Source organism: Nonomuraea sp. KM90 (assembly GCF_052246675.1).
Classification (GTDB): Bacteria; Actinomycetota; Actinomycetes; order Streptosporangiales; family Streptosporangiaceae; genus Nonomuraea.
Genome location: NZ_JBQQCB010000085.1, coordinates 1 through 22,859, shown reverse-complemented (window position 1 = coordinate 22,859; position 22,859 = coordinate 1). Strand labels below are relative to the sequence as shown.

21 protein-coding genes and 1 tRNA gene are annotated in these 22,859 nt (G+C 72.5%); 16 read left to right on the top strand and 6 right to left on the bottom strand.

The window, feature by feature from the left end:
• Positions 1-70 precede the first annotated feature (70 nt).
• Genes ACTWPW_RS45530 through ACTWPW_RS45510 form a run of 5 tightly spaced genes read left to right on the top strand, consistent with a single transcriptional unit; the run spans position 71 to position 4,650 of the window.
• Positions 71-1,489, top strand: a complete 1,419-nt coding sequence (locus tag ACTWPW_RS45530; RefSeq protein ID WP_443172403.1) for an FtsK/SpoIIIE domain-containing protein — start codon at positions 71-73, stop codon at positions 1,487-1,489.
• Positions 1,486-1,635 carry a hypothetical protein gene (locus tag ACTWPW_RS45525; RefSeq protein ID WP_443172402.1) on the top strand — a complete coding sequence of 50 codons (150 nt, stop codon included), beginning with the start codon at positions 1,486-1,488 and terminating at the stop codon, positions 1,633-1,635. Before ACTWPW_RS45530 ends, ACTWPW_RS45525 begins: the two co-directional genes overlap by 4 nt.
• Positions 1,632-3,239 carry a replication initiator gene (locus tag ACTWPW_RS45520; RefSeq protein WP_443172401.1) on the top strand — a complete coding sequence of 536 codons (1,608 nt, stop codon included), beginning with the start codon at positions 1,632-1,634 and terminating at the stop codon, positions 3,237-3,239. The genes ACTWPW_RS45525 and ACTWPW_RS45520 overlap by 4 nt, the downstream gene beginning before the upstream one ends.
• Positions 3,240-3,253: 14 nt before the next feature.
• A complete protein-coding gene (locus tag ACTWPW_RS45515; protein ID WP_443172400.1) occupies positions 3,254-3,460 on the top strand; it encodes a helix-turn-helix domain-containing protein in 207 nt (68 codons plus the stop codon).
• Positions 3,460-4,650: a tyrosine-type recombinase/integrase gene (locus tag ACTWPW_RS45510; RefSeq protein ID WP_443172399.1), complete on the top strand. Its 1,191-nt coding sequence runs from the start codon at positions 3,460-3,462 to the stop codon at positions 4,648-4,650. The genes ACTWPW_RS45515 and ACTWPW_RS45510 overlap by 1 nt, the downstream gene beginning before the upstream one ends.
• 56 nt (positions 4,651-4,706) lie before the next feature.
• Here ACTWPW_RS45510 and ACTWPW_RS45505 read toward each other — a convergent pair.
• The 3 genes from ACTWPW_RS45505 to ACTWPW_RS45495 form a co-directional block, all read right to left on the bottom strand.
• Positions 4,707-4,782: transfer RNA gene (locus tag ACTWPW_RS45505), tRNA-Ala, on the bottom strand.
• Positions 4,783-4,797: 15 nt separating this feature from the next.
• A complete protein-coding gene (locus ACTWPW_RS45500) occupies positions 4,798-5,526 on the bottom strand; it encodes an HAD-IA family hydrolase (RefSeq protein WP_443172398.1) in 729 nt (242 codons plus the stop codon).
• A 15-nt stretch (positions 5,527-5,541) separates the two neighbouring features.
• Positions 5,542-5,661, bottom strand: a complete 120-nt coding sequence (locus ACTWPW_RS45495) for a DLW-39 family protein (RefSeq protein ID WP_020542320.1) — start codon at positions 5,659-5,661, stop codon at positions 5,542-5,544.
• 372 nt (positions 5,662-6,033) lie between these two features.
• Between ACTWPW_RS45495 and ACTWPW_RS45490 the strand changes: the two genes are divergently transcribed.
• From ACTWPW_RS45490 to ACTWPW_RS45480, 3 genes are all read left to right on the top strand, one after another.
• The gene (locus tag ACTWPW_RS45490; RefSeq protein ID WP_443172397.1) at positions 6,034-7,365 is read left to right on the top strand and encodes an MFS transporter; all 1,332 of its coding nucleotides are present in this window, start codon (positions 6,034-6,036) and stop codon (positions 7,363-7,365) included.
• Positions 7,366-7,455: 90 nt separating this feature from the next.
• Positions 7,456-8,415: a hypothetical protein gene (locus ACTWPW_RS45485; RefSeq protein WP_443172396.1), complete on the top strand. Its 960-nt coding sequence runs from the start codon at positions 7,456-7,458 to the stop codon at positions 8,413-8,415.
• Positions 8,416-8,514: 99 nt separating this feature from the next.
• Positions 8,515-8,706, top strand: coding sequence for a cation transporter (locus ACTWPW_RS45480; RefSeq protein ID WP_443172395.1), 192 nt, complete (start codon positions 8,515-8,517; stop codon positions 8,704-8,706).
• Here ACTWPW_RS45480 and ACTWPW_RS45475 read toward each other — a convergent pair.
• Positions 8,689-9,852: an MFS transporter gene (locus ACTWPW_RS45475; protein WP_443172394.1), complete on the bottom strand. Its 1,164-nt coding sequence runs from the start codon at positions 9,850-9,852 to the stop codon at positions 8,689-8,691. The two genes, ACTWPW_RS45480 and ACTWPW_RS45475, sit on opposite strands and share 18 nt — an antisense overlap.
• A 67-nt stretch (positions 9,853-9,919) precedes the next feature.
• On the opposite strand from ACTWPW_RS45475, the gene pdxR reads away from it, so the two are divergent.
• Positions 9,920-11,317, top strand: a complete 1,398-nt coding sequence (gene pdxR / locus ACTWPW_RS45470) for a MocR-like pyridoxine biosynthesis transcription factor PdxR (protein WP_375110404.1) — start codon at positions 9,920-9,922, stop codon at positions 11,315-11,317.
• On the opposite strand, the gene ACTWPW_RS45465 is transcribed toward pdxR, so the two are convergent.
• Complete coding sequence (locus ACTWPW_RS45465; protein WP_364111512.1) at positions 11,273-11,791, bottom strand: universal stress protein; 519 nt, start codon at positions 11,789-11,791, stop codon at positions 11,273-11,275. The two genes, pdxR and ACTWPW_RS45465, sit on opposite strands and share 45 nt — an antisense overlap.
• Positions 11,792-11,898: 107 nt before the next feature.
• Between ACTWPW_RS45465 and ACTWPW_RS45460 the strand changes: the two genes are divergently transcribed.
• From ACTWPW_RS45460 to ACTWPW_RS45450, 3 genes are all read left to right on the top strand, one after another.
• Entirely contained in the window at positions 11,899-15,096 is a 3,198-nt protein-coding gene (locus tag ACTWPW_RS45460; RefSeq protein WP_443172393.1) for a BTAD domain-containing putative transcriptional regulator, read from the top strand.
• Between the two features lie 40 nt (positions 15,097-15,136).
• Positions 15,137-15,298, top strand: a complete 162-nt coding sequence (locus ACTWPW_RS45455) for a hypothetical protein (protein ID WP_375110406.1) — start codon at positions 15,137-15,139, stop codon at positions 15,296-15,298.
• A gap of 105 nt (positions 15,299-15,403) precedes the next feature.
• Complete coding sequence (locus tag ACTWPW_RS45450; protein ID WP_443172392.1) at positions 15,404-17,935, top strand: LuxR C-terminal-related transcriptional regulator; 2,532 nt, start codon at positions 15,404-15,406, stop codon at positions 17,933-17,935.
• Positions 17,936-17,957: 22 nt separating this feature from the next.
• On the opposite strand, the gene ACTWPW_RS45445 is transcribed toward ACTWPW_RS45450, so the two are convergent.
• The gene (locus ACTWPW_RS45445; RefSeq protein ID WP_375110408.1) at positions 17,958-18,677 is read right to left on the bottom strand and encodes a hypothetical protein; all 720 of its coding nucleotides are present in this window, start codon (positions 18,675-18,677) and stop codon (positions 17,958-17,960) included.
• Between the two features lie 148 nt (positions 18,678-18,825).
• Here ACTWPW_RS45445 and ACTWPW_RS45440 point away from each other — a divergent pair, with 148 nt between their 5' ends.
• From ACTWPW_RS45440 to ACTWPW_RS45425, 4 genes are all read left to right on the top strand, one after another.
• A complete protein-coding gene (locus ACTWPW_RS45440; RefSeq protein ID WP_443172391.1) occupies positions 18,826-20,193 on the top strand; it encodes an MFS transporter in 1,368 nt (455 codons plus the stop codon).
• A 118-nt stretch (positions 20,194-20,311) separates the two neighbouring features.
• Positions 20,312-20,848, top strand: coding sequence for an MFS transporter (locus tag ACTWPW_RS45435; RefSeq protein WP_375110410.1), 537 nt, complete (start codon positions 20,312-20,314; stop codon positions 20,846-20,848).
• 113 nt (positions 20,849-20,961) lie between these two features.
• The gene (locus ACTWPW_RS45430) at positions 20,962-21,468 is read left to right on the top strand and encodes a copper chaperone PCu(A)C (protein WP_443172390.1); all 507 of its coding nucleotides are present in this window, start codon (positions 20,962-20,964) and stop codon (positions 21,466-21,468) included.
• Positions 21,465-22,610: a Dyp-type peroxidase gene (locus tag ACTWPW_RS45425; RefSeq protein WP_443172389.1), complete on the top strand. Its 1,146-nt coding sequence runs from the start codon at positions 21,465-21,467 to the stop codon at positions 22,608-22,610. The genes ACTWPW_RS45430 and ACTWPW_RS45425 overlap by 4 nt, the downstream gene beginning before the upstream one ends.
• Positions 22,611-22,859 lie beyond the last annotated feature (249 nt).

Here is a 22,859-nt window from a genome sequence, read left to right as displayed (position 1 = left end):
GCCGCTGGAACTGGTCCTTCCGGCGGCCCCTCATCTCCCCTGACGCGAATCACGAGAGGTCTTCAGCCTAATGTTCAAGAGGCTTCCCGGTGACGAGGCGCGCAACCTGGTCACCACCACCCCGGACACCGCCGTCGTCTTCCAACCGGCCGTCGTCCGCACGCCCGCCATCATCACCCTGGTCATCTACCTCTACCGCTTCCTCGTCGCCCTGGTCCGGACGATCTGGCGTCACCCGGTGGCGACGGCCGTACCCGCTGTCCTCGGCTTCATCTGGTATCAGTACGGCTGGCCGCTGGCGGCGTCCCTGTTCGGGATCGTCGTGCTGAGCCTGGTCTCCTGGGCCTTCATCGACCGGGCCTCTTTCGCCCAGCTCATCGGCTGGCGACTGCTGGCCTGGTGGCGGCTCATGTCGGTCTACCGGCGTCACTGGCAGTCCGTCATGGACGTCTCCGGTCTCGGCAAGCGGGTCTCTGGACGCACCTACCTGCCCCGGCTGGTGCGCGTCCAGTGCGATGGCTGGGCCGACCGCATCACCGTGCGCATGCTGCGTGGCCAGGCGGTCAAGGACTGGTCCGATCGCATCGACAACCTCGCCCACGGCTTCGGCGTCACGTCCTGCCGGGTGGCGCTCATCAAGGGCGGCAGACTGCTGCTCATCTTCCCGCGCCGCGATCCGCTGGCGACACCGATCCCAGCGCTACCCGTTCCCGACGAACCGACCGTGGGACCGGTCGAAATCGGCAAGCAGGAGGACGGCCAACCACTGAAGCTCAAGGTACACGGAACCCACGTCCTGATCGCGGGGGCAACCGGGGCCGGTAAGGGCTCCTTCCTGTGGGACACAATCCGCGGTTTGCTCCCCGCCATCCGGGCGGGCCTGGCCGAAGTCTGGGCGCTGGACCCCAAGCTGATGGAGCTGTCCTTCGGCCGCGAACTGTTCCAGGGCCGCTACGCCGCCGATCCCGCCGACTGCGCCGATCTCCTCGACGAGGCGGTCAGCGTCATGCAGAAGCGCGCGGCCCGCTTCGCCGGACTCCAGCGCTCCCACATCCCGACGATCGAGGACCCGTTCGTCCTGGTGCTCGTCGATGAGGTGGCGTTTTTGACCGCCTACCAGCCCGACAAACAACTCCGGCAGCGCATCTCCGCAGCGCTGGCCACGCTCGCCACCCAAGGCCGCTCAGTCGGCGTCGGCGTCATGGCCGCTCTCCAGGACCCGCGCAAGGAGGTCATGAACATCCGCAACCTGTTCCCCGACAAAATCGCCCTCCGGCTGGATGAGTCCGAGCAGGTAGACATGGTCCTCGGCGACGGCGCACGCGACCGGGGCGCCCTGGCCGACCACATCTCACCCATCCCCGAGCAAGGGGCCGGCGTCGCCTACATGCGCCTGGAGACCTCACCCGAACCCATCCGGGTCCGCGCCGCCTACGTCTCCGACACCGACATCCGCGCCATGGTCGCCCAGTTCGGGGAGGCCGCATGACACACCTTCTCGACGGGCTGCGCTGCGCCTCCTGCGGCACGCTCAACGCCCTCTGGCTCGACCCGATCCGCGCCCAGGTCGAATGCTGCGAGTGCGGCCAGACCGCGCTCATCCTCACCGACACCGACGAAGGGAGGCCCCTATGACCCATGCGCACGACCGCGCACTACCCCGAGCGGTACGACTGGCCATGCCTCTGGCCCACGACGTCGTCGAAGAGGTCGCCAAGCTGAACGGCGTCTGCATCCGGCCCGTCCCACTCAAGCGGCTCGACACCCACACCGGCCAGTGGGAGATCATCGACGTCCCGTGCGGCTCGCCGATGGACAGCAAGTGCCCACCGTGCGCCAAGCGCAACAAGCAGCTCCGCAAGGCCCAATGCCGGGAAGGCTGGCACCTCGACGAGGAACCCACCATCACGCCGGACGATCCGAACGAGGAACAGCGCTGGCTGGTCGAGTTCCGCGCCGACATCCAAGCCCAGCGCGACCAGGCCGAACAGTCCGGTGACGACACGACCGACCTGGACGCGGTCATCGAGGGCCTGGACGAGGAGATCAACGCGGCAGGCATGCGCGGCAACGTCCTCGGCCGGACGGCGTCCAAGCGCTCCCGCTCGACCAAGCGCAGGCAGGACGCACCAGACCTGCCCAAGCGCAAGATGGCACACACCACACTGGGCCGGACCTTCCAGGCCCCGGACGGCAAGACCTACCGGCCTTCGCTGTTCGTCACGCTCACCTTGCCCTCGTACGGCAAGGTCCGCGACGGCGTACCGGTCGATCCGGACACCTACGACTACGCTCGCGCTGCCCGGGACGCGCTGCACTTCTCCAAGCTGGTGGATCGGTTCGTGCAGAACCTGCGCCGCGTGGCTGGCTTCGACGTGCAGTACTTCGCAACCGTGGAGCCTCAGAAGCGGCTCGCCCCGCACCTGCACATGGCCATCCGTGGAACGCTCCCACGAGCGGAGATGAAGCAGATCGCGGCGGCGACCTATCACCAGGTGTGGTGGCCCTCCGTCGATCAAGTGATCTTCGAGGGCGAACACCTGCCCATCTGGCAGGAAGGGACCGGCTACCTCGACCCCGCCACCGGAGAGGTCCTGCCCACCTGGGACGAGGCCCTCGACGAGCTGGACGCCGACGAGGACGCCGAACCCCTGCATGTGATCCGCTTCGGTGAGCAGGTGGACGTCAAGGGCGTGCTCGCGGGCACCAAGGACGCCGATCAGTGCATCCGCTACCTGTCCAAGTACCTCACCAAGAGCCTCGGCCACGGGCTCGACAACCAGGCCCAGCACGAGCACGCAGCCCGCTACGTCGATGCCCTGCGCTACGAACCCTGCTCGCCCACCTGCCCGAACTGGCTCCGCTACGGCATCCAGCCCAAGGGCGCCAAAGCCGGAATGGCCCCCGGCCGCTGCCGCTCCAAGGCCCACAAGCCCGAACACCTCGGCTACGCCGGACGCCGCGTCCTGGTCTCCCGCAAGTGGTCCAACAAGACCCTCGCCGAACACAAGCAGGACCGCCGTACTTGGGTCCTGGAAGCCCTCGGCAAGAGCGACGAGCCCGTAGACCCGCACCGCTACGTCTGGCGGCCTATCCCGGCCGGTGACGCCAACGTCGCCCCCTTGGCCGTCCGGCTCCTGCGATCCGTACGCGAGCGGCAACGCTGGCGCGCTCACATGGCCGAACTCCAGGCCAGAGCAGACGGACAAGATCTTTCGGCAACTCCGCAGGCAGCGTGAAGGGAGGCAAACACATGGACCACCTACTGACCGTCGATGAAGCAGCCGAGTTGCTGCACACCTCGGTTCGTTTCGTCCGTCGCCTGATTTCCGAGCGACGCATCGAGTTCGTGAAAGTCGGCCGACACGTCCGCATTCGCGAATCGGCTCTGATCGCCTTCGTCGTCGCGGGCACCGTCACACCACTCACGCGCAGCAACGTCACGGAAAGGGCCGCCTGATGGCCAACGAGGATGGGCACCGGCGTTTCGGTAGTATCCGCAAGCTCCCCTCCGGACGCTTCCAGATTCGCTATCCCGGCCCAGACGGCGTGCTCCACACAGGTACCACGACCTACAGCACCAAGACGGACGCCGATCGAGCTCTGACGCTTATCGAGGCTCAGATGATCTCGGGGGAATGGACCGACCCCGAGCGAGGCAAGGTTGAGTTGGGCGTCTACGCGCGGGACTGGGTCAAGGAGCGTCCGGGGCTTCGGCCGAAGACTCTGGAGCTGTACACGTGGCTGCTGGAACGTCACATCGTCCCGACGCTGGGAAACGTGCCCGTCGGCAAGCTCACGGCGAAGACGGTCCGTGCGTGGCGTGCCGGACTTCTCGACCGTGGGGTCTCCGTTTCGACGGCGGCGAAGGCGTACCGCCTGCTTCGGGCCGTGCTGATGACGGCGGTAGAAGAGGACAAGATGATCAGTCGTAACCCATGCCGGATCAAGGGCGCGGGCAATGAGCACACTCCGGAACGCCCGGTGCTCACCGTGGCCCAGGTCTTCGAGCTGGCCGACAAGATGGCCGACCACCGTTTCCGGGCCATGGTCCTGCTGACCACCTTCGCCAGTCTGCGGTGGGGTGAAGTGACAGCACTTCGCCGGTCGAGCATCGATCTCCAAGCCCGCACCATCAATGTACGGGAACAGCTTCTCGAACTCGACGGCGGCGAGATGCGCCTTGGGCCGCTCAAGTCGAAGGCTGGCCGGCGAACCGTCAGCATCCCCTCGGTGATCATTCCGATCCTCGCCGAACACCTGGCGACGTATGTCGATGAGGCCGAAGACGCCTTCGTGTTTCTCGGCAAGCGCGGGGCGTTCCTCCGGGGGAGCAACTTCCGGCGTGAGGCCAAGTGGGCTGACGCGCTCAAGGAGATGGGCGTGCAAGGGCTGCACTTTCACGATCTCCGGCACACCGGCAACACCCTGGCGGCTCAGTCAGGAGCAAGCCTCGCCGATCTCAAGGCACGCATGGGACACGACAGCGACCGGGCCGCGCTCATCTACCAGCACGCCACCCGAGACGCAGATCAGAAGATCGCCGACGCGCTCTCGGCCCGCGTCAAGGCCGAGCGGAAGAAGACGAAGAAAAAGCCCAAGAAGGGAGATGACGACGGCAGCGCGGGAGCGCTGGTCCCCGCAGGGTAATGGCACGTTAATGGCACGAACGCCCCGTCACAAGATCAGTGGCGGGGCGTTTCCCCTGGTGGAGCCTAGGAGATTCGAACTCCTGACTTCCTGCTTGCAAAGCAGGCGCTCTGCCAACTGAGCTAAGGCCCCTTCGACGAAGATAGCTTACCGGGCGGAAGAAGCCACCTGCGTCGTACCAAGGTCGTCACTAAGGACCAAGCTCGGGAAATCCGCGATCGAGTCCAGGATGTGCGTAGCCCCGCCCTTCAGCAGGCGTTCGCGGCTGTGCACCCCCGTCATCACCCCCGCCACGATCGAGGCTCCCGCGCGCTTGCCGCACAGCATGTCGCTCTCCGAGTCGCCGATGACGGCCACCTGGCGTACGTCATCCACCCCCAGTCGGAGCACCGCGTGCAGGACCATGTCCGGCCAGGGGCGGCCGCGGCCGCCGGCGTCCTCGGGGGAGATGGCCAGGTCGATCTTGTCGTGCCAGCCCAGGACGCTCAGGACCCGGCTCAGGGTCGTGCGGCTGAAGCCGGTGATCAGGGCGAGCTTGATGCCGGTGCCGCGGAGTTTGTCGAGGACCTCCAGGACTCCGGGCATGGGTACGAGACCCGCCCGCCCCAACGCACCCTCGTAGGAGCGTTCGAACGTCAGGTTCGCCGCCTGCGCCTGCGCCTCGTTGCCAGGGAAGATCCCGCGGAAGACATCGATCTTGGGGCAGCCCCGGGACCGGTGCACGTGAACCATGGCACGCGCGTACGCTCCGGTCCCGGGCACTATGCCCTGGGTCGCGATCGCCTCGGCGAAGGCGCGCTCGACCATGGCGATGTCACCGACTGTGGTGCCTGCCAGGTCCAGGCACGCCAGCTTGATGGGGACGACGTCACTCATCGCCTCGCCGGTCGGTTAGTTCTCGCTGCCGGTCGCCTCGGTCCAGAGATCGAGCTCTGCGCGGTCGGCCTGCACCTTACGCCAGATCAGCAACCCCCCAAGGGCGATCAGCGCCAGTACGAGCAGCTTCTTCACGGTGTGACCCCACTTCTTCGACGGCCTCACCTGCCGGGGTGAGACCCAACGGTTGACAAGCAGCCTAGCAAGGTATGGCTGCGCTCCCTGTGTTGCGCACGGACCAGATGTGTGGAATGTGCGAAGGACGGGCGTTCAACCCCTGGTGGGGCCGCTATACCCGTCCCATCTTGGACAACATCCCAGTCAACAACGTTCCGGGCACCCCAACGTGGACAACAGCTCGATCATGCCAAATATCCAGCCGGGATGCGCAGCGCGGGGGTCCGCCAAGGGGGCCGGCTTGCGGGCTTGACATACCCCCTAGGGGTATATTACGTTCCTCGCGATCCAACAGATACCCCCACGGGGTAAGGAAGGAGGGCAAGGAACATGACTGACAACAAGCGCTGGTGGGCCTTGGTCGTGCTGGCCGCCGCCCAGTTCATGGTGATCATGGATACCTCGATCATCGGGGTCGCGTTGCCCGACATGCAGCGTGACCTGGGCTTCTCCCCCGGCGGCCTGCAGTGGGTGTTCAACGCCTACGTGGTCACCTTCGGCGGCCTGCTGCTGCTCGGCGGGCGGCTGGCCGACCTGTTCGGGGCGCGCAGGGTGTTCGTCACGGGATGGGCGGTGCTGATCGGCGGTTCCGTGGTCGCCGCGGCCGCAACGACCGCCTGGGTCGAGGTGGCGGGACGCGCGGTGCAGGGCGTCGGCGGGGCGCTGATCGCGCCGGCCGCGATGACGCTGCTGATGATGCTCTTCGGGCACAACTCGCGCGAGCTGGGCAAGGCCATGGCCCTGTACGGCGCCGCGGCCCCGGCGGGCGGCACCGCGGGCGTGTTCCTGGGCGGCGTGATCACCGAGTACCTGAGCTGGCCCTGGGTGTTCATCATCTACATCCCGATCGGCCTGGCCACCCTGGCCGCGACCAGGCTGCTCCCCGCGGCCGCCGGTCGGCGCGGCTCGGTGGACCTCGTCGGCGCGGTCTCGGTCACGGCCGGCATCGCACTCGTCGTGTACGCCATCGTGGCCACGAACTGGCCCGCCGGGATCGCCGGCGCGGCGCTGCTGGCCCTGTTCCTGCTCGTGCAGCGTACGGCCAGGAACCCCCTCATGCCCCTGCGGATCTGGCGCACCCCCGGCCTGGCCACGGCCAACCTGGCGATGGCCCTGCTCGGCGCCGCCTGGATCCCGATGTGGTACTTCCTCAACCTCTACCTGCAGCAGTCCCTCGGCTACGGCGCCTTCGCCGGCGGCGCGGCGCTGCTGCCGATGACGGTGGCCATCATGATCTTCATGATCGGCATCACGGCCAGGCTGCTGGGCAGGTTCGGGGCCAAGCCGCTCATCGTGACCGGGCTGGCGGTGCTGGCGGCGGGCGTGGCCGGGCTCCAGTTCACCGGCGGCTTCGTCACGAACGTGCTCCCGGCGAGCCTGGTCGCGGCGGTCGGCATGTCCCTGGCGTACATCCCGGCGATGATGTCGGCCATGTCCGGCGCGCGGCCGGAGGAGGCCGGGCTCGCCTCGGGCATCGTCAACACGACCTACCAGGTCGGCTCCGCGCTGGGCCTGGCCGCCATGACCGCCGTCTTCACCTCGCAGACCAGCGGTTTCCAGCCGGCCTTCGCGGGCGCGGCGGTGGTCGCCGTAATCGGTGCCGTGCTCAGTGCCGCCTTCATGCGCAAGCCGGCCGTATCTGAAGTGGAGAGCACGATCTGAAGTGTTGGACCCGGAACGAGGTAGAGACGTGTCGAGGAGACGGACAGCGATGAGCACCGCGGCCAACGGCCACGACATGGCGGGCCGGTCATGAGGACGGCCGCCAAGCTCGGCTCGTACGCCCTGGGGCTTGCCGTCGTCTTCGGCGGCGCCCTGGGCGTGGGCAGGTTGATCACGCCGACGGCGGCCGGCACCACGACGGCGGCGGACACCCGGACCGGTGACGACCAAGCCGCCGGTCACGCCGGTGACGACCACGCCACCGGCCACACCGGTGCCGAGCATTCCACACAGCAACCAGTGACGAGCGATACCCCCGGGGGGCTCCAAGTGTCGCAGAACGGCTACACCCTCAACCCGATCACCTCCATCACGACCGGCGTGCCGACGGACTTCAGGTTCACCGTGATCGGCCCCGACGGCAGGGCGGTCACCGACTACCAGGTCGAGCACGACAAGAAGCTGCACTTCATCGTCGCCTCCCGCGACCTGACGAGTTTCCAGCACGTGCACCCGGACCTGGCCGCCGACGGCACCTGGTCGGTCAGGCTGACGCTCCCCAAGGCGGGGGCGTACAAGGCCTTCGCCGACTTCGTCCCCAAGGGCGGGGAGAAGCTCACGCTCGGCGCGGACCTGCAGGCCGCGGGCGACTACCGGCCCGAGCCCCTGCCCCACGTCAGCCGTACGGCGGCCGTCGACGACTACACCGTCAACCTCGCGGGAGACCTGGTCCCCGGCCGGGCCGGGAAGCTCACCCTGACGGTCAACAAGGACGGCGAGCCGGTCACCGACCTGCAGCCCTACCTGGGCGCGTACGGACACCTGGTCGCCCTCCGCGCCGGTGACCTGGCCTACCTGCACGTGCACCCGGAAAAGAGCGACAAGGCGGGACCGGAGATCACGTTCTACGCCGAGGCCCCCAGCCGGGGCGACTACCGCCTGTTCCTCGACTTCCAGCACGAGGGCAAGGTCCGTACGGCGGCCTTCACGGCCACGGCCACCCTGTCCGACGGGCATGCCCCCTCCGCCACCCATGACCACACGCACTGAGGAGGGGAGAGGTGATGTCCTCCGTCACGGCGACCGCCGAGGGCCGGGCCGTCGAGCCGGCGATCGGCGGCCGGTGGCCGGTGGCCGGTGGCCGATGGCATGACGTGCGCGTCCCGCGCGGACCGGATCGAGCGCACGCTGAACAAGCTGGCCGGCGTGACGGCGACGGTGGACTGCGCGGCGGAGCAGGCGCGGGTCAGCTTTCCGCGCGGGGTGAATCCGGCGGTGCTGGTCGCGGAGGTGCAGAAGGCCGGGTATACGGCGGTGCTGCGGCTACGCCGGCTGAAGTGACCTGGCCCACCTGACGGCCGGTGCCATCGCGGCGCCGGCCGTCGCGAACATGGCGCCGGTCAGCAGCCAGCCCAGCGTCCCGCCGTCCAGCACGAGCGTGGTGAGCACGACGGGCCCGAGCATCCTGGCCACGGCCACGCCGGTGCCGAAGAAGGCCTGGTACTGGCCCTGCCGGTCGTCGGGGGCGAGGGTGAAGCTGATCTCCCAGGCGCCGGAGGCCAGCAGCATCTCGGCGGTCACCTGCAGGACGGTCGCCACGAGCAGGAACGCCCACCCGTACGGGCTCAGCGCAAATACCAGGCAGGCCGCGAACATCACCAGCCCCGCCTGCCGCACCGCCGCCGAGGCGTCCCGCAGCCCGGTCACCCGCTTGGCCGCCCGGACCTGGAAGAGCACGACACCGCCCGTGTTGATCAGCAGCAGGACCGAGACCACCCAGGTGGGGGCGCTGGTACGGGCGGCGATCCAGAGCGGCACGACCAGGCTCAGCAGCGGCATGTAGAACAGCATCACCGCGTTGATCAGCGTGATGAGCGCGTAGGGCCGGTCCCTGAGCACCGCCAGCCGGGGCCCGGACGGAGCCCGCACCGCCCGTACCGGCGGCAGGGCGAGCAGCAGGGCGGCGGCGGCGAGGAAGCTGACGGCGTCGAGCGTGAGCACGGCCAGGTAGCCCTCCCGCGTGCCGAGATGCAGCGCGAGCCCGCCCAGCGCGGCGCCGACGGCCAGGCCGGCGTTGAGCGTGGCCTGCAGGACCGCCCGTACGGCGGTCCGCTCGGCGGGCTCGATCAGGGCGGCGAGCAGCGCCTGGCGGGCGGCCGACAGGCCGGTCTGCGCGGTGCCGTACAGGCAGGCCACCAGGACGAACAGCGCGAACGAGCGTACGAACAGGAACGAGCCGACCGCCGTGGCGGTCGTGAGCGCGAGCAGCACGGCGACGCCGCGCGGGCCGCGCCGGTCGGCCAGGTGGCCGAGCGGTACGCCGGCCACCGCGCCGACGGCCCAGCCCAGCGTCAGGCCGAGGCCGATCTCGGTTGCCGACAGGCCGACGATCGTGGAGAAGTAGAACGCGGAGGTGACGAGGTAGACGCCGTCCCCGATGGAGTTCGCCAGCTGCGCCTGGGCCAAGATGCGCCGATATTTCGACATATGCTCATCATCGAAGCCATCTTGTCCCGGTGTAAGCTCCAATTTCCGGCGAGATGATTGGGCCAAGTTGGACGTTCACATCAGCCTCGAAGGCCGTGGTGACCTGGCCGCACAGGTCTACCGGCAGCTCCTCGACGCCATACTCGACGGCCGGCTCAGATCGGGCGAGCGGCTCCCCCCGACCAGGGAGCTGGCCGGCCGCCTGGAGATCTCCAGGAACACGGTCGCCCTCGCCTACGACCGCCTGGTCGCGGACGGGTTCCTGGTGGGGCGGGCGGGCGCGGGCACGTTCGTGTCGGCGGAGCCGGTCAGAGGCCGGGCCGCGCCGAAGGGCGTCGTACGCCCGCGTGCCGTCTGGCAGGACCTGGAACTCCCGAAGGGCATGACCCCCGCCCGGTACGACTTCCGCGTCGGCGTCCCTGACGCCCGCCTGTTCCCCATGGAGACGTGGCGCCGCCTGGTGGCCCGCGAGCTGCGGGTGAGCGCCGCCGGCTACGGCGACCCGGCCGGGCACGAGCCGCTGCGCGAGGCCATCTCCCGGCACATCGGCCTCAGCCGCTCGGTCCACGCGGGCCCCGGCGACGTGCTGATCACCAACGGCGCGCAGCAGGCGCTGGACCTCGTCGGCCGCGTCCTGATCGAGCCGGGCGCCGTGGTGGCCGTCGAGGAGCCGGGTTACCCGCCGGCGCGACTGCTGTTCCGCTCGCTGGGCGCCCGGGTCGTCGGCGTGCCGGTGGACGGCGAGGGCCTCGACGTCGGGGCCCTCCCGCGCTCGGCCCGCCTGGTGTACGTCACCCCGTCACACCAGTTCCCCCTGGGCACGCCCATGTCGCTGGCCCGCCGCGCCGCCCTGCTCGCCTGGGCCGAAGCCCGCCGGGCGGTGGTGATCGAGGACGACTACGACAGCGAGTTCCGCTTCGGCGAGCGCCCGCTCGAACCCCTCCAGAGCCTCGACCGCGCGGGCCGCGTCGTCTACGTGGGTTCGTTCTCCAAGACCCTGCTCCCCATGCTCAGGCTCGGCTTCCTGGTCGCTCCCGCCTCGCTCGGCCCGGCGCTGCGCGCGGCCAGGCAGCTCTCCGACTGGCACGGCGAGCTGCCCACGCAGGCGGCCCTGGCCCGCTTCATCGACGAGGGCCTGCTGGCCAGGCACATCAGGAAGGCCACCCGCGAGTACGCCGCCCGGCACGCCCTGATCGCCGAGGCCCTGACCGGGGACGAGCGCCTACGCCTTGTCCCGTCCACGGCGGGCCTGCACCTGTGTGCCCGGTTCGCGCCGGGCGTGACCGTACGTCCCGCGCCCGGCCTGGCGGTGGAGCCGCTGGAGGCGTACTGCGGCCAGACCCCGGCCCAGCCGGGCCTGGTCCTGGGCTACGGCGCGATCGGCCGGGACGCCATCCCCGAGGGACTGCGCCTGCTCAGGTCACGGATGTCGGCGGGTCCAGAAGCGGCGGTTGCGCTCCCCTGACATCTCCGGGTCGTCGGGCGGCGAGGGCTGCTGCACGATCACGACCGTCGTGCGCGCGTGGCGTGCGCAGTACATGCTGGTCGAGGGCAGGAAGATGCGGCTCAGCAGGCCGCGCCGCCCCCGGCCGAGCACCAGCAGGTCGCCTTCGCGGGCGAGGTCAACGAGGTGGTATCCAGGATCGCCGACCCGGCCGACGACGGCCACGGTGAGATCCTCGGGCACCCCGCCCGCCACGTCCTCGAACACGCCCGTGATCACCTCGTTGCAACGCGCCTCCTCGCCCAGCCTGACCGCGTGCTGCACGGGCAGCGCCTCGGGGAAGGGATGGACGGGGGCACGGCTGACGTGCACGGCCACGAGAGCCATCCGGTGCAGCCTGGCCGCGCCGATGGCCCAGGCCAGAGCCCAGCGCGCGGCCGGGGACTCGTCGACCCCCACGATGAGCCGCGCACCGCCGGGCAGATCCTGTTCCACGGTGCCTCCTGTCGAAGTACGACCATAGTGCGCCTACCCACCGGTTACCGGGAGGTGGCAATTTGCGAACTCTGGAGTCCCTGACGGACCCCGCGTAGCATGCGGGGGTGGAACGAGGGTGGGTGCATCCCCGTCCCGCCCTCGACCGGCGGCTCGACGGGGCTCTCGCGCACAGGCTCACCTCGCTCGTGGCCACCACGGGCTATGGGAAGACGACCGCGCTGACCGGCTGGAGCCGGGCCGTGGGCGGCGTGCTGCACCGGCTCGGGCCCGCCGACCGCGACCTGCCCACGCTGGCCGGCGCGGTGGCCTCCGCGTTGTCCGGCAAGGTGCCCGAGCTGCCCACCGATCTGGTGACCGCGGCCGCGGCCCCGCTCGGCCCCGACGCCGACGAGCTGTCCAGGGCCGCGGCGCTGGCCGGCGCGCTGGCCCAGGCGCTGGCCGGGCGACTGCGGCGCGGGCTCGTCCTGGTCTTCGACGGCGTCGAGGCGATCGTGGGCGCGCCGGGCCCGGTGCGCTACGTGGAGACGCTGGTCCGGGCCGCGCCCAGGCACCTGCACCTGGTCACCGCGTCACGCGCGCCGCTGCCGTTCCCGACCGCGCGGCTGCGGCAGGACCACGAGGTGCTCGACCTCGACGCCATCGACCTCGCGCTCGCCCCCGACGAGACGGCCGCGTGGGCGCGGAACCTGCTGGGCGAGGCGGGCGCGGCCATCGCCGCCGAGCTGCACCGCACCTGCGGCGGCTGGCCGGCCGCCGTGCAGGCCGCGCTCGACGCCCTGGTCCGGGAGGACCCCGCCACCTGGCCCGGCATCGTGGCGGGCCTGACGGCGGGCTCCGCCACGCTGGAACGCCTGACGCTGGCCGCGTACAAGGACCTGCCCGCCCCCATGCGGGAGCTGCTGCGGGCAGCCACCGTGCTGCCGGTGCTCACCCCGGGCCTGGCCGCCACGCTGGGCGCGCCGCCCGACACGCTCGACTCGCTGGCCGGCCGGGGCATCTTCCTGGAGCCCGGCCAGGACGGCCACCGCCTGACCTCCACCGGCGGGCACGTGCTGGCCAGGCACGCTCCCCTCGACCGGCACGAGGCCCACGACGTGGCGGCGGTCGCCGCCCGCTGGTACGCCGAGCACGACCGGCCCGAGCTGGCCCTGCGCGCCGCCGTCGCGACCGCCCACACCACCCTGGCCGCCTCCCTGCTCGACGCCCACGGCCCGGCCCTGGCCGAGCGCGGGGACGTGCTGGCCGCGCTGGAGCTGTTACCCGAGCCCGCCCGGCGCTCTCCCCCGATGCTCAGGCTGGCCGGCATCGCCGAGCAGAACCGCGGCCACTGGACGAGGGCCCGCGAGCTGCTCGCCCAGGCCGCCGAGGGCCCCGCCTTCGACGCGTACGTGGCCCGGCGGCTGGCCTTCATCGACCACATGCGCGGCGAGCTCGACACCGCCCTGGCCATGTACGAGCGGGGCTACGCGCACGGCCTGCCGCCCGCCGACGCCGCCATGTGCGCCGCGTCCATGGCGTCGGTCCACTGGCTGAAGGGCGACCGTTCCGGCTGCGCCGAGCTGGCGGACAAGGCCATGGAGCAGGCCAGCAGCCTGGGCGATCCGGGCGCGCTGGCCATGGCCAACACGGTCCTGGCCATGCTCGCCGCCCTCGACGGCGACCGTCGCGCGAACGACGCCTACTACCTGCGGGCCCTGGCCTACGCCGAGCGGGCCGGCGACATGGTGCAGCTCATCCGCATCCACGCCAACCGGGCCTCCCGCCACCTGGACGAGGCCGCGTACGCCGAAGCCCTGGCCGAGACGGAGATCGCCGGCCGGCTGTCGGACCTGGTGCCGTTCGCCCCCTTCGCCGCCCTGAACGTGGCCAACCGCGCCAAGGCCCTGATCGGCCTGGGCCGCCTGGAGGAGGCCGCGGCCGAGGCCGCCGACGCGGCGGCCAGGTGGGAGACGATGGGCTCCAGGCTGACCGGCGCCGGCCTGAACCGGCTGGCCACCGTGCACGCCCTGCGCGGCGACCGCGGGACGGCGGCCGCCCTCTACCGGCGGGTCATCGCCGAGTCGGAGCCGTCGGGGGAGGTCCAGGCGCTGTCGCTGGCGCTCAACGGGCTCGCGGAGCTGCTCGCCGACGACGATCCCGAGGAGGCCGCCCGGGTGGCCCGGCGGGCGCTGGAGCACGTGGAGGGCATCGCCGGGGTGTCCGCCAGGGTCGTGGCGGCCCAGGTGGCGCTGGCCGCGGGCCGGCGGGAGGACGCCAGGGCGCTGCTCGACGAGGCCGAACCGGTCGCGGTGAGCCGCCGGGACCACGCCGCCCAGGCCGTCATCGCGGAGCTGCGGGCCGAGCTCGACGGAGACCCCGCGGCGGCCGACGAGGCGGTGCGCCGGTGGGCCCGGCTCGGCGACCCGATCGGGCTGGCCAGGGCCGAGCTGGTCAGGGCCGCCCTGGCCGATCCGGCGACCGGCGGGGAGGTGGCCGCGGCGGTGCGCGAGCGCATGCACGCGATCGGCTGCCGGGCTCTCGACGGCCGGATCGACGCGCTGGTCGCCCGGGCCGCTCCCCCGCGCGGGGCTCGGGTGGCCGTCGAGACCATGGGAACGTTCCGGGTTTCGCGGGGGTCCGTGCCGGTGCCGCGTACGGCCTGGCAGTCGCGCAAGGCCCGTGACCTGCTGAAGATCCTCGTCAGCCGCAGGGGGAGCGGGATCGGCAGGGAGCGGCTGGTCGAGATCCTCTGGCCGGAGCAGGAGGGCGAGGCGGTCGGGCTGCGGCGGCTGAACGTCATGGTGTCCACGCTGCGGGCCGTGCTCGACCCGGAGCACGAGTGGCCGGCCGACGAGATCGTGGTGTCGGACGAGGGGACGTTGCGGCTGGACCTGTCCAACGTCGAGGTCGATGTCGAGAAATTTCTGGATCTGGTGGCTCAGGGCGTCCGGCTCGATCAGGCGGGCAGGGCGGCCGAGGCGCTGGAGCGGTGGGCCGCGGCCGAGAGCGCGTACGGCGGGGAGTTCTGCGAGGAGGACCCGTACGCGGACTGGGCGGTCGGGCTGCGCGAGCAGGCTCGCCTGGCGTATGTGCAGGCGGCCGCGAGGCTCGCCACCGCCAGGACCGACGAGCACCGCTACGACGAGGCCGCCCGCTACTGGCTGCGGCTGCTGGAGCGCGACCGCTACGACGAGCGCGCCCACCTCGGCCTGGTACGCGTCCTCGACCTGGCGGGCCGGCGGGGCGACGCGCGCCGGCGCTACCAGCTGTACGCGGAGCTCATGCGCGAGCTGGAGGTCGAGCCCGCCCCCTATCCGGGCTGACCTGAACCAGACCTGAACCGCCCGGGGAGATCGTGCTCAGATGAGAACGGTCATCGTCCGGCTGGTCGAGCCCGAGCAATCCGGCGGCCAGCTCCGCGGGCTGCTCGAAGAGGTCGGAGGCGAGCCGGTGCCGTTCAGCGGCCCGGAAGCCGTCATCGACCTGCTGATGTCCGCCGCCGGGTTGGACCGGGATCCGGCCTGAACCTCCCGCGAACCTCGCTCGCCACGATGGGTGGCGAGAGGAGGCACGATGAGCGAGCAGGGGAGCTGTTGGCCGTTCGTCGGGCGAGGGGGGCCACTCACGACCGTGCGGGAGGCATTGCGGTCGGGGGCGGGCATGATGATCGCCGGAGCGGCGGGAGTGGGCAAGAGCAGGCTGGCGGCGCAGTCGCTGGCCGGGTTACCGGGGTACTCGGTCGTGCGCGCGCTGGGCACGGAGACCGCGTCGATGATCCCGTTCGGGGCGTTCGCGCACGTCCTGACGGGGCCGCCGCGCAGCGGCGAGAACCTCCTGCGCTGGGCCGCGCGTCACCTGCGCGACCGGGCGGGACGCGACCGGCTGCTGGTGAGCGTGGACGACGCGCACCGGCTGGACCCGGCCTCGGCGGCGCTGGTGCACTACCTGGCCGGGAACGGGCAGGCGCGGCTGCTGGTGACGGTCAGGTCGGGGGAGCCGCAGCCGGACCCGGTGACCGCGCTGTGGAAGGACGAGCTGCTGGAGCGGATCGAGCTCCCGCCGCTGACCGTGGAGGAGGTCGGGGAGGTGCTCGCGGGGGCGCTCGGCGGCGAGGTGGCGGCGGAGACCGTCCGGCATCTGGCGGGGGTCAGCGAGGGGAACGTGCTGTACCTGCGCGAGGTCGTGCACGCGGGGCGCGCCTCCGGCTGCCTGGCCGAGCGGGACGGCGTGTGGCGCTGGCGGGGGGAGGTGTCCATGACGACCCGGCTGCGCGAGCTGGTGGGCGACCGGATCGGGCATCTCGACCCGGCGGAGCGCGAGGTGCTGGAGCTGGTGGCGTTCGGGGAGCCGCTGGGCACCGAGCTGCTGGAGGGGCTGACCTCGGCGGCGGCCGTCGAGCGGGTCGAGGCGCGCGGCCTGGTCGTGGCCATGGGCGAGGGCAGGCGGGAGCACCTGCGGCTCGGCCACCCGCTCTACGGCGAGGTGGTCCGCGGCGACTGCGGCACCCTGCGGGCGCGGCGGCGGCTGCGGATGCTGGCCGGGGCGCTGGAGGCCACCGGGCTGCGGCGGCGCGAGGACGAGCTGCGGGCCGCCGTGTGGCGGCTGGACAGCGGCTCGGTCACCGACCCCGCGATGCTGGCCTCGGCCGCGAAGCTGGCCTGGGGCCGGCAGGACCCCCGGCTGGCCGAGCGGCTGGCCAGGGCCGCCATCGACGCCGGGGCGGGCGTGGCGGCGGTCGCGCTGCTCGGCGAGGTGCTCATGGTGCTGGGCGACGCGGACGTGGCGGTGACCGCGCTGCGGCTGGCGGCCAGGGACGCGGTGACCGAGAGCGAGCGTGCCCAGCACGCCTACAGCCTGGGCGTGAACCTGGCGTGGGCGGGCGCGGACGCCGAGGCGTGCCGGGTGCTCGACGTGGCCGCAGAGACGCTGACCGATCCCGGCTGGCGGCAGGAGGCGTACGTCTACCGCGCCGTCACCGACTGCTTCGCCGGCCGGCTGACCGGGGCGGCCCAGGCGCTGGCCAGGGCCCGCGCGTGCGAGCCGGGGACGCCGCGGGGCGTGGCGCACGCGGCCTCCCTGGAGGCGTGGGTGGACGCGTACGCGGGCCGGACCGAACGCAGCCTGGCCGTGGCCGATCGCACCATGGCGACCGTCGAGGACTGGCAGGACGATGCCCCGCACGCGCTGCCGACGTTCCTGGACGCGCTGTGCGCCGCGCAGACGTTCTCCGGGCGGCTGGAGGCGGCGGCGCGCACCGCGGAGCGCGGCATGGAGCTGCCCGCCGCCGAGCTGTCGGTGACCGGGTTCGCGGCCTACCGGGCGATGGTGGCCAGGTTGCGCGGCGACGCGGAGGAGGCGGTGCGCTGGTGCCGGCAGGACATGGCCCGGCTGCCCGAGCGGGAGCCGTACCTGGGGCGGTGCGTGGCCGAGCAGGCCCACGCGCTCGCGCTGCTGGGGCGGCTCGACGAGGCCAGGGAGTCGCTGGCCGAGGCCGAGGAGCTGACCGCCAGGTGGGCGTTCACCCGGCAGCACGTGCTGCACGCGGCGGTCTGGGTGGCGGCGGCGGCCGGCGACCTGGCCGAGGCGGTGCGGCTGTGCCTGGTGGCGGCCGAGCACGCGGAGCGGCACGAGCTGCGCGGCAACCTGATGTTCGCGCTGCACGACCTGGTGCGGCTGGGCGCTCCGGAGCCGGCGGTGGAGCGGCTCGGGGCGCTGGCCGGGCAGATGGAGGGGCCGCTGGTCGAGGTGCTCGCCCGGCACGGGCACGCGCTCGGGGACGCGTCCGCGCTGCGGGCGGTGGCGGGCGAGTTCGAGCGGCTCGGCCTGCCGCTGTACGCGGCCGAGGCCACGGCGCACGAGGCCGCCGCGCATCGGGAGGCCGGCCGGGGCACCCTGGCCAGGGGCACGCAGACGCGGGCATGGGCGCTGGCCCGGGGTTGCTCGGGGGTCTCGACCCCGGCGCTGGTCGAGCTGGCCGCGCCGGACCTGACGCCGCGGCAGCGGGAGATCGTCCAGCTCGCGGCGGCCGGGTTGACGAACCGGCAGATCGCCGACCGGCTGACGCTGTCCACGCGGACGGCGGCCAACCATCTGCAGGCCGCCTACGACAAGCTCGGCGTGAACGACCGCACGCAGGTGGGCCGCCTGCTCGCGGTGCTCTGACCGAGCCCGGCGACGGGCTGTTCTAGACGAGTTTGAGCAGCCCGTCGTGCAGGGTCTCGCGCTCCCCGGCGGACAGGATCCGGTACGGCGCCGCGGCCCGCCGGTTCGTCTCCGCCTCGATCCCGGCGCGCAGGGGCCCGTCCGCCAGGCCGACGATCTCGGCCGCGGACAACCCCGCCGCCTGCCAGGCCGCGGCGTGGGCGTCGGCGCGGTGGTAGCGGACGGCGGCGAGCCGGTTGAACAGCAGCAACCCGGGCGCCGCCCCGTCCGGCTCGTACGGCGGCGCCACCAGCGCCAGCGCCCCACCCGGCACCCGCTCGGCCCCGTCGAGCACCCTGCCCATCAGCCCGGCCAGCCCTGGCAGGTCGTTGCCCGCCCAGACGCGCTCGGCCGTGGCGGCGTGGATCTCGTACAGCCGGTGGACGAACTCCAGCCCCTTGCCCGTCAGCCGCAGCACCCCGTCGCCGTCCTCGGCCAGGGTGCCCTCGCGCAGGTGCTCCTGGAGGCCGCGCTCGCGGGCGGCCGCGTCGGCGTACCGGTCGATCGTGGCCAGTCCCGGCCGGGTCAGGGGGCGCAGGGGGAGCGTGAACCGCAGGTCGGACAGGAGTCCCGGGGTCACGCCCGACGTCTCGGCGAGCTCGGCGACGGCTCTGGCGGCCGAGGCGTGCACGTTGACGTGGACTGCGCCGGTGATCGGGGCGAGTGCCGCCGCATATTCCGACAGGTCCTGAAATTTCGGCATCGCGTTGATTATGCGGCGATCCGTAGCGGATCCGCAGGGAATCGTAACGCTCCGGCTCCAGGGTGAGCTCAACCGTCCACCGCCTGCCGGTGTTCTCCCACCGCCTTCCTCCGCTGTCTCCCCTTTCCCCTGCCTCCCTGGAGTCCTCGTGACTGCCCGCCGCTGGGCGGCCCTGCCCGTACTGCTGGTCGCGGTGTTCGTGACCACGCTCGACTTCTTCGTCGCAAATCTGGCCGTGCCCTCCATCCGCGCCGACCTGCGCGCGGGCGACGCCGCCGTCCAGCTCGTGATCGCCGGGTACGGGCTGGCGTACGCGGCCGGGCTGATCCTCTCCGGGCGGCTCGGCGACCTGTTCGGGCACCGGCGCGTGTTCGCCGCCGGGCTGGCGCTGTTCACTCTGGCCTCGGCCGGGTGCGGGCTGGCCGGTGACGCGACGGTGCTGGTGGCGGCCAGGGTCGCGCAGGGCGTCGCGGCGGCGCTGCTCGCCCCGCAGGTCCTTGCCCTGCTCGGCGTGCTGTACCAGGGCGCGGACCGGGCCAGGGCGTTCGGCTGGTACGGCACCGCCGTCGGGCTGGCCGGGGTGAGCGGCCAGGTGGTCGGCGGGCTGCTGGTGGCGGCCGATCCCCTGGGGCTGGGCTGGCGGGCCTGCTTCCTGGTCAACGTACCGATCGGTGTGGTGGCGCTGGCGGCGTCCCGGCGGCTGCTCCCCCGTACCGGCGGCTCGCGCGGCGACCTCGACGTGGCCGGGGCGGCGCTGGTCGCGGCCGGGCTGGTGGCGGTGGTGCTGCCGCTGGCCGAGGGGCGGGAGCAGGGCTGGCCGCTGTGGACCTGGCTGTGCCTGGCCACCGCGCCGCCGTTGCTGGCCGCCTTCGTCCGCCGCCAGCGGCACCTGACCGCCTCCGGCCGGGTGCCGCTGCTCGATCTGGCCGTGTTCGCGGAGAAGGGGTTCGTCTGGGGGCTGGTGGCGGTGGGGCTGCTGTTCGGCACGTCGGCGGGGTTGTCGTTCGTGCTCGCCCTGTATCTGCAGGACGGGCTCGGGCTCGGCCCGCTCGCCGCCGGCGCCGTGTGCACCGCGCTGAACGCCGGCTTCTTCGTGGCCTCCCTGCGTCCTGGCCGCTTCGGGGCGCCGGTGCTGGTGCTGGGGCTGGGGCTGCTGTACCTCGTGGTGGCGGGGGCGGCGGAGCCGTACCAGGTGGGGCTGGCGCTGCTGGTGACGGGGGCCGGGATGGGGCGGATGATGTCGCCGCTGCTCTCCTCCGTCCTGTCAGCGGTACGGCCCTCGCGGGCGGGGGCGGCGGCCGGCGTGCTCGGGACCGTGCAGGAGGCCGGGGGAGTGCTCGGCGGCACGGCCACCGGGGCGGTGTTCTTCGGGGCGCTGGGCGGTGGGTGGGACGCGGCGGCGCTGGCCGCACTCACGATGCTCCTCGCGGCGGCACTCGGCCTGCTGGCTCTCCGGCTTCCCCGAACCCCGGCGAACACGGGGTTTCACGTGAAGCACGATCAAAGCCGGGTCTGAGGCCGGGTCTGAGGCTGGGGCGGGGACCTGGGGCGGGGACCTGGTGCGGGGACCCGGGGCGGGGACCCGGGGCGGGATCGGCGCCCGGACCGCGTGGGTGGCGTGGAATGCTGGGCGTATGGCAGTGCCGTTCCGTCTGGCCCGCACCGCGGTGTTCGCCGTGGCGTGTCTCGGGCTGGGCGTGGCGGCGCACCTGCTCGGCGGGGCCTCCGTGCCGGCTCCGGCCATGGTGGCGGCGTTGGGGCTGGCGTTCGCGGCGGCGTACCCGCTGGCCGGGCGCGAGCGGTCGCTGACGGTGATCCTGCCGCTGCTCGCCGGGCTGCAGGTGCTGCTCCACCTGCTGTTCTCCCTGTCACACGCCGCCTCGCCGCAGATGCCGGCGTCCCACCTGCACTCCGGGCTCGTGCCCGGTGCGGGCATGCTCGTCGCCCACGGCTTGGCGGTCGGGTTGACCGCGCTGTGGCTGGCGCGCGGCGAGGCCGCGCTCTGGGCGCTGCTGCGCCGCCTGGCCGTACGGCTGCTGGTCATCTGCCTGCCGCTCCTCACCACACCTTTCTCCACCTCCCTGGGTACGACCGAGCCGCCCGTGCTGCGCTCGGCCGTGCTGCGGCACGTCGTCAGCAGAAGGGGCCCGCCAAGGGCCGTCACCGCCTGACCCCTTCCCCTTTCCGGCCCTCTGGCCACGGGCAGGCAGACGTCCCTCTCTCAGACGACCCCCGCCGCCCGGCAGGGTCTGCTTCGGCATGCCGGGCGGAGAAAGGCATTGCCATGTTCTCTCGTCATGCCCTCGTGCTGGCCGCCGCCGTCGTGGCGCTGGCCGGCTGCGGCTCCCCCGCCGCCGCCCCGACCGCCGCTCCCACGGTGTCCGCCTCGGTCACCGCCGGGCTGAGCATCACCGATCCCTGGGTGAAGACCACCAGGAAGGGGATGACCGCGGCCTTCGGGACGCTGGTCAACAACGGGGACTCGCCGATCACCGTCGTGTCCGGCGCCTCACCCCTCTCCCCGGCCATCGAGCTGCACGAGGTGGTCGAGTCCGACGGCAAGATGGTCATGCGGCCCAAGGAGGGCGGGTTCGTGGTGCCCGCGCACGGCACCCACGAGCTCCAGCCCGGCGGCGACCACATCATGCTGATGGGCGTCACGAAGGAGGTGCTGCCGGGAGCCAGGATCCCGTTCACCCTCCAGGTCAAGGACGGCGAGCCACTGGAGTTCACCGCCGTCGGCAAGGACTTCGCCGGCGGCGAGGAGGACTACCAGCCGGGGCACAAGTGATCAGCCGCAGAGGGCTGTTCGCCGGGGGCGCCGCCACCGCGGCCGGCGCCCTCGCGGCCGAGTCCTCCGCACGGGCCGAGCCGCCCGCCCCGGCACGGCCGCAGGCCCAGGTCCCGTCGCCCGGGCGCGTCGAGCCGTTCCACGGTGCGCACCAGGCGGGCGTGGCCACGACGCCGCAGGCCCACGCCGTGTTCCTGGGCTTCGACCTGCTGCCGGACACCCGCCGGGAGGCGATCGTACGGCTGCTGCGGCTCCTCACCGATGACGCGGCCCGCCTCACCCAGGGGCGACCGGCGCTGGCCGACACCGAGCCCGAGCTGGCCACGAACCCGGCCAGGCTGACGGTCACGTTCGGGTTCGGGCCGGGGCTGTTCACGGCGGCCGGGGTGGGATCGCCGGTCGCCGCGCTGCCCGCGTTCGGGACGGACCGGCTGGAGAAGCGGTGGAGCGGGGGCGATCTGCTCGTCCAGGTGTGCGCGGACGACGCCGTGACCGTCGCGCACGCCGTACGGATGATCGTCAAGGACGCGCGGTCCTTCACCCGCGTACGGTGGACGCAGCGCGGGTTCCGCAGCGGCACGCGGCGCAACCTGATGGGCCAGCTCGAAGGCACGGTCAACCCCACCGACCGGCTGGACCGGGCCGTGTGGATCGGCCAGGGCCCGTTGCGCGGCGGCACCACGATGGTGCTGCGCCGGATCCGGATGAAGCTCGAGACCTGGGACGCGGCCGACCGGGTGGCCAGGGAGTTCACCATCGGCCGCCGCCTCGGCACCGGCGCCCCGCTGACGGGCGCGGCGGAGACCGACGAACCCGACTACGCCCGGAAGAACCACCTCGGGTTCCCGGTCATCTCCGAGTACGCCCACATCAGGCGGGCCCACGTGACCGATCCCGCGCTGCGCCTGCTCCGGCGGCCCTACAACTACGACGAGGGCCTCACCGAGAAGGGCGGGTCGGACTCGGGGCTGCTGTTCGCCTCGTACCAGGCGGACCTTGCCCGGCAGTTCGTCCCCGTACAGCGCCGGCTGGCCGAGGGTGACCTGCTCAACGAGTGGGTCACCACCATCGGGTCGGCCGTCTTCGCCATCCCGCCGGGTTGCGCACCCGGCGGCTGGATCGGGGAGGGCCTCCTGACCTGACAGCCGGGCGGCCGGGGAGAAGGGTCGCCTCCCGCCTCCCCCGGGTCCGCCACCGGACCCGCCTCCCCGGCCATGTCTCCGGCGCCCTCCCCCAGGCCCGCCGCCGGACCACGCCTCGCCGGGCGCCGCTCCCCCGGCCGGACCACGCGACCTCCGGCCGGACCGCACCCCCGGCTGGAGCGCGTCTCCGGCTGGAGCTCGTCTCCGGCTGGTGGGGAGGCGGCAGTCCAGGCTGCGGCGGGCCTGGTC